Here is a 12,688-nt window from a genome sequence, read left to right on the forward strand (position 1 = left end):
GTCGCCGGCCGGCGACAGATGATCGGTGCCGAACAGCTCCGGCAGATACTCGTCGGCGAGCCGCCAGGTCGAGCCGGTGGCGATGGCCTCGTAGCGGCGGACCTTCTCCAGCCGCTCGGCCGGCGAGGTCACCAGCGCCGAGACATGGACGAAGAAGGCCGCCGCCGGCGCGAAGCCGAACAGCGTCTCGTCGACGATGCCGGAGGCATGGAGGGCCTGGTGGAAGCCGAGCCGCGACGGCCGGTACAGCCGCGCATGCGGGTTCAGGAACCGCGGCCGGGCCGCCGACGTGAAGGACGACCGGCGCCGATTGTAGACGATGCGCCCGTCGCGACGAAACAGATCGCGCCGCGAGACGTAGAAGCCGTCGCGCACCGAGCGCGTGGTCGCCCCGGCGACCCAGTCGAGAAGCGCGTCGCTGGGAAACTCGTCGTCGTCGAGCCGCAGCACCCATTCGGCCTGCGCGGCGCGCGAGCCGAACTCGATCATGCCGGCTTCGACGTAATCGGCCGCCGGCGTGAACGAGATCACGTCCGCCTTCATGACCGTCAGGATGTCACGCGTCGCGTCCGCGCTGCGGGTGTCGAGGATGTACAGCGGCTCGATCCCGCGTTCACGATAGGCCTCGAGCAGAAGGCCGATCCAGCGCGCGCTGTCTCGCGTGGGAATGACGACTCTGAGCATCGGGCACCTGCGGACCACTGTCGCGACCCGCCCCACCGGACACGGGCCACGACCACGCGCGGCGAGCAGCGCGGCGCCCGACAATGGGATCCCACGGCGCCTCGCGCCCTGATTGGTACTATGAAGGGATAATCTGGTTCAATGCCCGGAGGTCTATTAGGGGCACACGCAAGCGTTCCGCCCGCCGGCCGTCCGGCCGCGGGTCGCACGTCACCGATCGCGGCGGGCGGCGACGACGCGACGACCGGGCGCGCCGAAGGCTGCGCACGGACGCGGCCGGGCGTAAAATAATCATTTGTCGCATCACCATTGGGTTGCCTTATGACGCGCCCGCGAAGACCCGCATGAGCTCTGTTCGGCGGTGCCGGAAGTGGCTGCGCCACAGGGCGTTTGGTCATTCGCTGCGCAAAGCGCGCAAGGCTCGCGCCCGAACCGCGCGCCCATGCATCCGCCGAAGACCACGTCTCGGCTCGCCGCCCTTGAGATCGGGTTGCGGCGGTGCCTACAGTCGACAGAACCCGCGCCGCCCTGGCGCGCGCCCCCTGTTGATGTCGACGTTCTCGGCTTGTCATGACAACCACCTCAGAGCCGGCCCCGGCCTCGCGGCCCTTCGCGATCGACGTGCACGCGCACGTGGTCGTCCCCTCGGTCTGGGACGTCACCCGGCCGCACAGCCTGTTCTCCCGTGCGGAACAGGATCCGTCGCTGTCGCCCGACCAGAAGGCCGCCGTCGTCGCCCGCAACGACGACGTGGTGCGCCGCATGGCCGACGTCACCGAGCGCCTCGCCGCGATGGACCGCACCGGCATCGCGGTGCAGGTGCTGAGCGCCAGCCTGGTGCACCAGTGCAGCTATTTCGCCGAGCAGCACGAGAGCCTGGCGATCGAGCGGCGCAACAACGACGCGATCGCCGCGATCGTGCGGGCGGCGCCGGACCGCTTCGCCGGCCTCGGCGGCGTGCCGCTGCACGCGCCGGATCTCGCCGTCGCCGAGCTGGAGCGCTGCGTGACGGAGCTCGGCCTCAAGGGCGTGCAGATCTCCAGCCGCGTGCGCGACAAGGAGATCGGCGACCCGTCGCTGCGGCCGTTCTGGGCGGCGGCGGAAAAGCTCGGCGCCGTCGTCTACGTCCATCCGTCCGGCAATCCGGACGCGCGACTCGCGCCCTACATGATGTGGAACAGCCTCGGCCAGTCGATCGAGGAGACGTTCGCCATCGCCTCGCTGTTCTACGAGGGCGTGCTCGACGCGTTCCCGGGCCTGCGCATCTGCATCTCGCACGGCGGCGGCTACATGCCGTTCTACACCGGCCGGGTCGAGCGGAACTACATCGAGAAGCCGGCGACACGACGTAACATGTCGAAGCCGCCGGCCGAGTATCTGCGCATGCTGCACTACGACAGTTGCGTCTACGACCCGCGCGCCCTGCAGATCCTGATCGAGACCGTGGGGGCGGAGCGCGTGCTGCTCGGCTCCGACTATCCGGTCGGCGACCCGCGCCCGACCGAGTTCATCACCACGGCCGGCTTCCTCGACGATGCGGCGAAGACCGCCGTCCTGGCCGGCAACGCGGCCCGCCTCTACGGCATCGCCCGCGGCGCGCCGGCCCAACCGGGAGAGACACCATGACCCTGATCTCCAGGCGTATGTTCGCCGGCGGCGCGGCCGCCTCCGGCCTCGCGCTGTCGGTCGCCGGCCCGGCGCTGGCGCAGCGCGGCGGCCCGCCCGTGACCGTGGTGGTGCCCTACACGGCGGGCAGCGCGCCCGACCTGTTCGGCCGGCTGCTGACCGAGCATCTGCGCCAGCTCTCGGGGCAGACCATGATCGTCGAGAACCGGGTCGGCGCCAGCGGCAATCTCGGCACGCTCAGCGTCGCCCGCGCGACGCCGGACGGCACCACGCTGCTGGTCACGGCCAACACGATCGTGATGAATCCGAGCCTGTTCAAGTCGCTGCAATACGACCCGGTGAAGAGCTTCGAGCCGGTCGCCGCGCTGGTGACGGCGAACTTCGCGCTGGTGGTCAACGCCTCGCTCGGCGCCAAGACGCTGGCCGAGTTCATCGCCAAGGCGAAGACCGCCAAGGACCCGATCAATTACGGCTCGCCCGGCATCGGCACGCCGCACCATCTGTCGATGGAGCTGTTCCGTCGGCGCGCCGGCATCGAGATGGTGCACGTGCCGTATCGCGGCCTCGCCCCGGCCGTGACGGACCTGGCCGGCGGCCACATCAGCGCGATGTTCATGCAGATCAACGCCGCCACCGAGCTGGCCCGCGACGGCCGGGTGAACGTCCTCGCCCTGATGGGCAGCGCCCGCAATCCGGTGGCGCCGAGCGTCGCGACCTTCTCGGAGCAGGGCATCACCGGCGTCGACGTCGACAACTGGTGGGGCATGTTCGCGCCCGCCGGGACGCCGGCCGACGTGGTCCGCGGGATCAACGCGCGCGTCAACGAGGTGCTGAAGCTCCCCGAGGTCGTCAAGGCGATGGAGACGCAGGGCCAGACCCCGATGGGCGGCCCGCCCGAGGTGCTCCGGCAGCTCGTCGAGACCGACCGCGCCCGCTGGGCCGAGGTGATCAAGGAAGCGAACATCGCGCTCGACTGACGGGGCGCTTCGCCGCCTCACCCGCCGCGCCGACGCGCGTCGACCTCTCCCCGCGCGCGGGGAGAGGTGAAGACGTGAGGGCCTCGCGACGATATTGCGCTAAACGTCTCCTGGCACCGCATTTGCCTGACGCGGGGCAAAGCCAGGAGGACGTCATGGGACCGATCGTCGACCGCCGCATGCTGCTGACCGCGGGCGCGGCGCTGGGGCTGACGGCAGCGCTGCGGCCGGCCACGGCGGCCGGGCTGCGGGTCGCGGCGCTGTTCGCCGGCAAGGTGGACGACCGCGGCTTCATGCAGGCCGGCTACGAGGGCCTGGTGCTGGCCGAGCGGCAGGCCGGGGCAACCATCTCGTTCACGCAAGGGATCCCGCCGCAGCCCGAGGCGCTCGCCGCCGCGCTGCGGGCGCTGGCGCAACAAGGGCCCGACCTCGTCGTCGCCCATGGCGGCCAGAACAACACCGCCGCCAAGACGGTCGCGGCCGAGTTCCCCGACATCGCCTTCGTGGTGACGCAGGGCAACGTCACCGGCGCCAACCTGGCCAGCTACGAGGTGCTGCAGGAGCAGTCGGCCTTCCTGGCCGGCGCGCTGGCCGGGCTGATCACCAAGACCGGCGTGGTCGGCCACATGTCGGGCATCCGCGTCACGCCGGGTCTGAAGGGCCGGGCCGGCTGGGCGGCCGGCGTCGCCCACACCAATCCGGGCGCCAAGCTGCTGACCAACTTCTCCGGCAACCAGGACGACAACGCGCTGTCGAAGAAGGTCGCCGGCGCCATGATCGCGGCCGGCGCCGACATCGTCTTCACCATGCTCAATGCCGGCCGCATGGGCGCCGTCGAGGCGTGCCGCGAGGCGGGCGCGCAGCAGATCGGCAACGTGGTCGACTGGACCACCATCGTGCCGGACGTGTTCGTCGCCTCGGCCTGCGCCGATTCGGGGCGCGCCGTGGTCCAGGCCGTCGCCGACAAGGCGGCGGGCCGCTTGGTGCCCGGCACGGTGCGGCAGGTCGGCCTGGAGACGCCCGAGGCCGTCCGGCTCACCATGGCGCCGCGGGTGCCCGAGGCGGTGCGGGCCCGCATCGCCGCGATCGCCGCCGACATCGTCGCCGGCCGCCTGACCGTGCCGCACGACTGGAGCGGCACGGAGTTTCCGACGCCGGCGTGAGGCGGGGCCGGCGTGAGGCCGGGCCGGCGTCACGCCGGCCAGGCGTCAGGCCGGCCAGCACCACACCACGTCGTTCTTCTCCTCGCAGGATCGGCGCTCGATCGGGCGCCTGGCCTGCTCGAGGCGGTGCCGGATCTCGGCGGTCCGCTCGCGCACGCGGGCGATGGCGGCGCGGAAGTCCCACGCCGCGGGCTCGTCCAGCTCAGCCGTCACCTCGGTCAGCACGTCGAGGCAGCAGCCGACACAGAACAGCAGCGTCCAGAGCTGATCGGAGCGCCGCCGGACCGTGGCGAGCCGGCGGTCCGGTGCATCGCCGGCCGGCGACGAGGCCGGCGGCAGGGCGTCGCCGGGGGGCGGCACGACGTCCGCACCGGCGCTCAAGCGGCACGCACGCCGGAGAGGAAGCGATCGACCTCGACGCGCAGCCGGGCGCTCTCGTGGGCGAGCGACTGGGCCGAGGCGAGCACCTGGCTCGACGCCGAGCCGGTCTCGCCGGCGCCGCGATTGACGTCGGTGATGTTGGCGGCGACCTGGGTGGTGCCCGCCGCCGCCTGCTGGACGTTGCGGGCGATCTCGTGGGTCGCGGCGCCCTGCTCCTCGACGGCGGCCGCGATGGCGGACGAGATCTCGGCGATGCGCCCGATCGTGCCGGAGATCTCCTTGATGGCCCCGACCGAGATCTGGGTGGCGCTCTGCATGCCGGTGATCTGCGCCCCGATGTCGCCGGTCGCCTTGGCGGTCTGCGCCGCCAGCGCCTTCACCTCCTGGGCGACGACCGCGAATCCCTTGCCGGCCTCGCCGGCCCGCGCCGCCTCGATGGTGGCGTTCAGCGCCAGCAGATTGGTCTGCTCGGCGATGGCCGTGATCAGCTTGACGACGTCGCCGATGCGGTTCGCCGCCTGCGACAGCTCGGTGATCTGGCCGTCGGTCTTCTCGGCCTGGCGCACCGCCTCGCCGGCGATGCGGGTCGCCTCCTGGACCTGCCGGCCGATCTCGCCGACCGACGACGACATCTCGTTGGTCGCCGAGGCGACGCTCTGGACGTTGGCGGAGGCCTGCTCGGACGCGGCCGCCACCGTGGTGGACAGCTCCTGGGTGGTCTCGGCCGTGCGGGTGAGCGTGCCGGCGGCCGCCTCCAGCTCGGTCGAGGCCGACGACACCGACTTGACGATGTCGCCCACCGCCGCCTCGAAGCCGTCGGCGAGCTTGATCATCTCGGCCCTGCGCCGCGCCTCGGCGACGCGATCCTGCTCGGCCGCCTGCTCGGCTTCGAGGCGGGCCTTCTCGGCCGCCTTGATCTTGAACGCCTCCACGGCGTCGGCGATCTCGCCGACCTCGTCCTTGCGGCCGACGCCGGCCAGCACGACGCCGAAGTCGCCGGCGGCGAGCCGCCGCATGCCGGCGCCGAGCTGCGTGATCGGCCGGGCGATGCCGAACTGCGCCACCGTGAAGGCGAGCAGGACCGCCAGCGCGACGCCGAAGCCGACGATGGTGTAGGTGGTGACGACGGCGCTCTCGGTCGTCGCGGTCAGGTCGGCCGAGCCCTGCTTGATGTCGCGATCGAGCTGGTTCGCCATGTCGAGGATGTCGGCCAGCACCTGGCGGATCGGCGGGTCGACGGTGGCGCGCATCAGCTCGTTGGCGCGGGCCTGCTCGCCCCGCATGGCGAGATCGAGGACCGGCCGCATATTGCTCCTGATCTCGGCGACGAGCCGCTCGTCCTGCTCGATGCGCGCGGCGAGGCGCGGCAGCTTCGACTTGGCGATCGCCGAAAAGGACAGCAGGTCGTTGAGCGCCTTCTCGGCGCGATCGATGTTGGTTCGCTTCTCGGACGGCTCGGTCTCGGCGATCGCCCGCACCGTGAACATGCCCTGCTGATAGACGGCGCGGTACATGCGGGCGATCGAGACATAGGCCACCACGTCGTTGTCCAGGAAACGCGAGTAGCCGGCGTCGATGGCCGTCATGGTGCGGCCGGCGTACCAGGTGCCGGCCCCGGCGACGGCCCCGAGCAGGAGAATGACGGCGAGGATCTTGGGCAGGATGCGGATGCGGGTCAGCAGGGACATGTCGTCGATCCTGAATGTGGTGGGCGCCGCCGCCGGATGCGTGGCAGCCCGGCTCGAGGGGAATGGCCTGTATTCGACTTAGACCTTTCGTACTATGGAATGTAATTCTGGATGCAAACCTCTAAGTTTATATTAAAAAAAATACAATTCCTGATACTCCAAAACACGCAAGACTATCCCAATTCCGCAGTATAGTGGTAAAATGTAGTATAGACATTGCGACTTCGTGGGCCGACTAAGTATCCGGCATTCCGCGTTTGGACCGATATGCTGGACCGTTTTCACCTTTTCAGTGCCACGCACCTGGACGAGCACCGCGCCCTCGCCCGGACATTCATTCCCGAGATCACCCGAATCGAGCAGATCGATCCCGGGCTGTTCCGCAGCGAGATCGCCGTCTTCTCGTTCGGCACGACCGCCGAGAGCTCGCGAGTCGGCTCGATCTCACACACGACGGCGTTGGCGGCCGAGATCCAGCGCCGCGAGCCTGTCCGGGTCCTGGTGCCGACCACCTCGACGGTCGTCGCCGCGCTCGGCTCGCGGCTGCGCGAGATCGCCGGCGGAGGCCTCGCCGGCCTGCTGCCGTGCGAGGCGCTGCGCATCCGCTATTCGGCCGGACATCACATGAGCATCTGCGTCGAGCGAGCGCCTCTCGCGGCGGCGATGAGCCTGTTCGATTGCGACGGCCCGATCGATCCGATCCTGAGCGAGCTGTTCTTCGAGCCGCGGATCCGCGGCCTGCAGAGCTGGGCCGAGCATTTGCGCCGGCTGGTCGCCGAGCTCGACGATTCGCCGAGGCCGATCATCGACCTGCCCGCTTTCCGGTCCGCCCACGAGCAGCTTCTGGTGCTGCGCCTCGCCGATGTCCTGGTCGCCGCCGTCGACGCCGATCACCGCCCGAGGATCGTTCGCGACAACGGCGCCCTGCGACGCGCCGAGGAGTACATCCGGGCGCATGCCGAGCGGCCCGTCGATCTCGCGGCGATGTCCCGTCACGCCGGGCTGTCGCTGCGCTCGCTCCAGAACCTGTTCCGGGCCAATCACGACTGCACCATCGTGCAGTATGTCCGCCGGTACCGGCTGGCGCTCGCCCGCAGCCGGCTGGAGCACGGCGATCCGGAGACGTCGGTCGCCGAGATCGCACGCGCGTCGGGCTTCACCCATCTCGGCCACTTCACCGCGGCCTACAAGGCCGTGTTCGGCGAGCAGCCGCGCCAGACGCGCCAGCGCACGAGGCGAAAGCCGATGCCGTGAGACGCGGCGCGGTCCGCCGCGCCCCGCCGTGAGCGAGACGCGCGGCGCGGCAAGACCCGCGCCGCGCCCGCGCCGATCAGTTCTTCTTCGTGCCGACGTTCTTCTCGATCCAGGCGATCACCAGGTCGGCCAGCGCCAGGCTGTTGTCGTCCTGCATCAGCATGTGCGAGTTGCCCTTGATGCCGATGTCGGGCAGCACGACGTGGTCGATGCGGCCGCCCGCCTTGCCGAGCGCCTCGGCGAACTCGCGGCACGCCTTCAGGCGCGGCGCCCAGCGCGACGAGGTCTCCACGTAGTCGCCCCACAGCACCATGATCGGGATGCCCAGATACGGCTTCAGGTCGCCGGTGGCCGACGGGCAGGTGCCGGGCTCGATCGAGACGATGCCGGCGATGCCTTTGGTGTCGAGCGCGGCGGTCTGGAACGGATAGATGCCGGACTGCGAGTGGCTGATCAGCACGGTGCCGTCGAGCTGCTTGGACAGCTCGGAGAGCGCCTTCACGGTCGGGTTCGGGGTCGGCAGCGTGGCGATCCAGTCGACCACCATCTGCTTGAAGAACTCCTCCTTGGCGGCGAGCGGGAACCGCATGCCGTCGTGCACCTTGGGATACTCGGTGCCGAACCGGAAGATCGCCCAGGCGGCCTCCTGCCCGGCCGCGTAGATCGGCGGGGTTTTATCAGGCGGCGTCTGGCCGAGCTTCACGCTGTTGACCAGGCTCGGATCGGCGGAGGAGCGGCCGCGCGACACCTGGTCGATCACATAGGTGGGGTGGCCCTTGCGGACGAAATACTCGTCCCAGCCCATGCGGCCGTCCGGGGTCGTCTCCCAGGTCTTGCCGGTCAGGCAGCAGCCGTGGATCAGCGTGACGGGGCGGCGCTGCGGCGCCACCGGCACCTGATAGCGGACATACATCTGCTCGACCGCGATGGTGCCGGAGGGCGCATAGGCCGGCAGCGTCGACAGCGTCTCGGACTTCACGTTGCGGCCGCCGACGAAGAAGCTGCCCTGCTTCTCGAGCACCAGCGGGCCGGACACGCCGGCCTGCGCCGGGGCGGGCGGCGCGGTCTGGGCGGCAGCAGAGAGGGCGGACGCGGCCAGCAGGGCCGCGCCGACGAGCGGTCGGCGAATCATGGGCATTCCTCGATGGCGCAGAAGCGCAGTGGTGAGCTTTTTGGGCCGGACGGCCGGGGGCGGAAGAGGAGTCCGAGGGCCTACGCGGTGCGGTCCTTGTAGGCGCCGGTGAGCAGCCAAGCGTCGAAGGCCGGCCCGATCGCCTCGCCGGTGACGAGACCGTCGCGCCAGACGTCGCGGGCGGGACGCAGCCGCATCATCCAGCCCTCGCCGAACGCATCCTGCATCAGCAGCTCGGGACGATCCACCAGCCGCTCGTTGTGGCCGAGAACGACGCCGTCGAATCCCGCGCGGGCGGCGCCGACCCACTTACCGCCCTCCACCATGGCGATCCAGCGGTCCTTCTCCACCTCCTGGCCGGTGCGCTTGGGCGTGAACACCAGCACGTCGCCCATCAGGCCGACGGCCCAGGGCGTGAATCCGGCCCGCACCGCCCCGTCCGGCTCGGCCGCGTACCAGACCTGGTTGTCCATGTCGTAGAAGCGATCGTCCGGATAGTCGGCGTCGAGGATCTTGGGCACGAGGTTGCTCCGTCCTCAGCCGTCATACCAATTCCCGTTGATCAGTTCGCCGTCATTCCGGGGCGCGGCGAAGCCGCGAACCCGGAATGACAGGTGTCAATACGTCAGCACCCGGCAGTCGCCTTCCATCAGGTCGCGGATCATCGCGGCGGCGCCCATCATGCCGCTGCATTCGGGGATGAGATCGGCCTCGCTCATGTCGAAGAGGTCGAGATTGGCCGGGCAGGCCCAGAAGCGGGCGCCCTGGTCGTGCGCCTCGCGGATCCAGTCCTGCACGGTCTTGTCGTGGCCGGGCTTGATGCGGATGGCCTCCGCCACGCCGCGCTTCATCAGCCGGCCCGCCGTCGCCGTGCACACCACGTCGACCTGATAGTCCATCGCGGCCGCCACGGCGGCGTGATAGAACGGCGCCCCCAGCTCCTCCGGATTGCGCGGATCGGTGTTCATCAGCACGATGAGCAGACGCCTGGTCATTCAAACATCCCGGCAAGCCTGCTTCAGAAATCGACACGCGGCGTGTCCTGGACGTAGCGGTCGAACAGGATCCAGAAGGGCGAGCGGCGGCTCTCGGCGTACCATTGCTCGAACGCCGCCAGCGCGGCCTGGGGCGAGGGATCGGGCTCGTCCTCGCTCCTCAGGCTGCGGAACAGCGCCTGCGCGACGGGCGCGAAGCGTTCCATCACCTCGGCGCGCGCCTCGCTCTCCTGGCTCCAGCCGAGCTTGCCGCCCAGCACGGCGGCGGCGATCGACACGGCGCTCTCCTCGGCGTCGGCCGTCTCCAGCGCGGCGGCGAGGTCGCGCACCAGATTGAGCCGGCGATAGGCGAAGGTGCGCTCCTGCTCCAGCGCGGCGATGCGGCGCGCCGCCTCCTGGCGGACATCGTGCTCGGCCGTGTCGGCGGCGCGCGCCGCCGCCTCCAGCGCCTGCACGACCGGCAGGGTGGCGGCCGGGATGGCGGCAACCGGTGTCGTCATCGCGCGCTCCTGAAGGGTGGCGGAAGAGAATGGGAGTCGAACCCACCAGAGACCGGCTCGCGGCCCCTCCCGGATTTGAAGTCCGGACGCCCCACCGGGGACGCTTCTCTTCCAAGAGTCGTATCCTGCTCGGCATTCGTGATCTGCTCGGCGCCGTCGCTCGCCTGCTCGTGATCAGCAGGCGGACCGAACAGGTCGAGCCGATGCCTGTTCATGCGCCGGAGATCGCCGCGGCGCAAGGTGACGCCGTGGCGATCGAAGAACTCCAGAATCTGGATCGCGACCTTGCGGCCGGTGTCGACGCGGTCGCGGAACTGCGCCGCCGTGAACACGCCGGGCGGCGCGCCCGCCAGGTCGGCCGCGATGCCGACCATCTCGGCGACGGTGCCGCGTAAAAAGTAATGATCGTGCGCCACCTCGTCGACCCGGCCGGTGCGGGCCGTGAGCTTGAGCACGCGGCGCACCACCGCCTCGTCGACGGCCAAGAGCCCGGCGACGTCGCGCACCCGCGGCGGCTTGAACCGGTCGGCGCCGCCGAGTCTTGGCGCCATCGCCTGCCACAGCCGCTCCTCGGCCTCGTTCAGCCGCACCGCATGACCGGGCCGGCGCACCCAGGCGCCGTCCAGCACGGCGAGGTTTTGGCGGGACAGCCCCTGGAGGACGGAGCGGAAGGCCGGCGCCGGCAGGCGCGGCTCGACCTGCAGGCGCAGGCGCTCCAGCCCGAGGCCGGGCAGGTCCGGGTTCTCGTGATGGAAGGCGTCGAGCCGCCCGACGATGTCGCGGGTGAGCCGCTCCCAGGCCGGCGCGGCGAGGCCGATCGACAGATCCTTGTCGGCGACGCGGACGACACCGAGCGTCGCGACGAGACGCGCCATCGCGTCGTCGGCGAGCGCATGGTCGCGGGCGAAGCCCGACAGCTCGACGTGATACGGCGGGCGCGCCAGCAGCCCGGCGAGCGCGTCGCCCGGATCGTCGAGCGCCAGCGCATCGAGCTGGGCGAGGCGCTCCGGCGTGCGGCGCTTGCGGGCCGGCGCGCGCAGATCGAGAAAGCGGCCGCCCCCGATGGTGCGGCTCGCCGAGACGTCGCGCAGCACGAAGCGGTCGCCCGCCGCGGCGGCGATCGGCGTCTCCAGCACGAGCTGCACGCGGCCCTGCGTGCCGGGCGCGAGCGGCGCATCGTCCAGAAGCACGATGCGGGCGCCGACCTCGGCGCTGGCGTGATGCAGCCGCACCGGCATCCATTGCGGCACCGGCCTCGGCTCGCCGGGCAGCAGGCGCAGCGTCGCGTCGATGCGATCGGCCGGCGCGTGCAGAGCCGGGTCCAGCACCATGTCGCCGCGCCGGATCGCCTCCTTGCTGATCTGCTCGCCGGCCAGGGCGAGGGCGCAGCGGTCGCCGGCGACGCCCTCCTGGGCCGGCCGGTTCTGCGCGTGGATGGAGCGGACGCGCGCGGCGAGCCCCGACGGGCTCACGAGAACGCGGTCGCCGACGCCGACGCGGCCGGACAGCACCGTGCCGGTGACCACCGTTCCGGTGCCGGCCAGCGTGAAGGAGCGATCGACGGCCAGCCGGACTCTCTTGCCCCCCGCCTCGCGCGCTCCGAACTCTCGCGCAGCCGCGAACAGGCTCTCGCGCAGCCCGTCGATGCGCTCGCCGGTGGCCGAGGAGACCGGCACCACGGGCGCCTCGGCGAGGCTGGTGCCGGCGAGCGTGGCGCGAATCTCGGCGGTCGCCTCGGCGCGGCGCTCGGCCGAGACGAGGTCGGCCTTGGTCAGCGCGACGACGCCGCGGCGGATGCCGAGCAGATCGACGATGGCGAGGTGCTCGCGGGTCTGCGGCATGACGCCGTCGTCGGCCGCGATCACCAGCAGCACCATGTCGATGCCGCTCGCCCCCGCCACCATGGTGTGGACGAAGCGCTCGTGTCCCGGCACGTCGACGAAGCCGAGCACGCCGCCCTGCCCCGCTTCGGCGCCGGCAGCGCCGGCCGGCACCGGCAGATAGGCGAAGCCGAGATCGATCGAGATGCCGCGCGCCTTCTCCTCCTTGAGGCGATCGGTGTCGACGCCGGTGAGGGCGCGCACCAGCGACGTCTTGCCGTGATCGATGTGCCCGGCCGTGCCGACGATCATGGCGCGGGCCCCGCCGACGGATCGAGCGGCCCGGGCTCCGGCAGCGGCGCGGCGGCGCGGCGCGCCGCCTCCGACAGGCCGGCGGAGTCGAGCGGGTTTCGCGCGGTCGGTAGATACTGCGCGGCGAGCGCGCTGCCGCCGGCCTGGGCGCGCAGC

General features: G+C 71.1%; 11 protein-coding genes, 1 tRNA gene and 1 pseudogene. 4 read left to right on the top strand and 9 right to left on the bottom strand.

The genetic code is table 11. The features are described from left to right. A partial coding sequence (locus CH341_RS20955; RefSeq protein WP_146604558.1) for a glycosyltransferase family protein occupies positions 1-684 on the bottom strand: 684 nt, incomplete at its 3' end. A 570-nt stretch (positions 685-1,254) separates the two neighbouring features. Here CH341_RS20955 and CH341_RS20960 point away from each other — a divergent pair. The 3 genes from CH341_RS20960 (at position 1,255) to CH341_RS20970 (ending at position 4,450) form a co-directional block, all read left to right on the top strand. Further along, positions 1,255-2,310 (top strand): amidohydrolase family protein, encoded by a 1,056-nt coding sequence (locus CH341_RS20960; RefSeq protein ID WP_111420927.1) that lies wholly within the window; start codon positions 1,255-1,257, stop codon positions 2,308-2,310. After that, entirely contained in the window at positions 2,307-3,287 is a 981-nt protein-coding gene (locus tag CH341_RS20965) for a Bug family tripartite tricarboxylate transporter substrate binding protein (RefSeq protein ID WP_111420928.1), read from the top strand. The genes CH341_RS20960 and CH341_RS20965 overlap by 4 nt, the downstream gene beginning before the upstream one ends. Positions 3,288-3,442: 155 nt before the next feature. Beyond that, positions 3,443-4,450, top strand: a complete 1,008-nt coding sequence (locus CH341_RS20970) for a BMP family protein (RefSeq protein ID WP_111420929.1) — start codon at positions 3,443-3,445, stop codon at positions 4,448-4,450. A 45-nt stretch (positions 4,451-4,495) separates the two neighbouring features. Here CH341_RS20970 and CH341_RS20975 read toward each other — a convergent pair whose 3' ends face one another. Next, positions 4,496-4,831: a hypothetical protein gene (locus CH341_RS20975; protein WP_111420930.1), complete on the bottom strand. Its 336-nt coding sequence runs from the start codon at positions 4,829-4,831 to the stop codon at positions 4,496-4,498. Then, positions 4,828-6,519, bottom strand: coding sequence for a methyl-accepting chemotaxis protein (locus CH341_RS20980; protein ID WP_111420931.1), 1,692 nt, complete (start codon positions 6,517-6,519; stop codon positions 4,828-4,830). Before CH341_RS20980 ends, CH341_RS20975 begins: the two co-directional genes overlap by 4 nt. Before the next feature lie 267 nt (positions 6,520-6,786). Here CH341_RS20980 and CH341_RS20985 point away from each other — a divergent pair, with 267 nt between their 5' ends. Continuing rightward, positions 6,787-7,773 (top strand): AraC family transcriptional regulator, encoded by a 987-nt coding sequence (locus tag CH341_RS20985; protein ID WP_111420932.1) that lies wholly within the window; start codon positions 6,787-6,789, stop codon positions 7,771-7,773. Between the two features lie 76 nt (positions 7,774-7,849). Here CH341_RS20985 and CH341_RS20990 read toward each other — a convergent pair whose 3' ends face one another. The 6 genes and pseudogenes from CH341_RS20990 to selB form a co-directional block, all read right to left on the bottom strand. Then, complete coding sequence (locus CH341_RS20990) at positions 7,850-8,905, bottom strand: alpha/beta hydrolase family protein (protein ID WP_245431172.1); 1,056 nt, start codon at positions 8,903-8,905, stop codon at positions 7,850-7,852. Positions 8,906-8,985: 80 nt separating this feature from the next. Continuing rightward, positions 8,986-9,426, bottom strand: coding sequence for a glycine cleavage system protein H (locus tag CH341_RS20995; RefSeq protein ID WP_111420933.1), 441 nt, complete (start codon positions 9,424-9,426; stop codon positions 8,986-8,988). Positions 9,427-9,522: 96 nt separating this feature from the next. Beyond that, positions 9,523-9,900 (bottom strand): DsrE family protein, encoded by a 378-nt coding sequence (locus tag CH341_RS21000; RefSeq protein WP_111420934.1) that lies wholly within the window; start codon positions 9,898-9,900, stop codon positions 9,523-9,525. Positions 9,901-9,923: 23 nt separating this feature from the next. Then, positions 9,924-10,400, bottom strand: a complete 477-nt coding sequence (locus tag CH341_RS21005; RefSeq protein WP_111420935.1) for a hypothetical protein — start codon at positions 10,398-10,400, stop codon at positions 9,924-9,926. 17 nt (positions 10,401-10,417) lie between these two features. Continuing rightward, positions 10,418-10,513: transfer RNA gene (locus CH341_RS34350), tRNA-Sec, on the bottom strand. 111 nt (positions 10,514-10,624) lie between these two features. Beyond that, positions 10,625-12,532, bottom strand: a pseudogene (selB, locus tag CH341_RS21010) (selenocysteine-specific translation elongation factor); the annotation flags it as partial. Positions 12,533-12,688 lie beyond the last annotated feature (156 nt).

It is taken from the genome of Rhodoplanes roseus (assembly GCF_003258865.1).
GTDB lineage: Bacteria > Pseudomonadota > Alphaproteobacteria > Rhizobiales > Xanthobacteraceae > Rhodoplanes > Rhodoplanes roseus.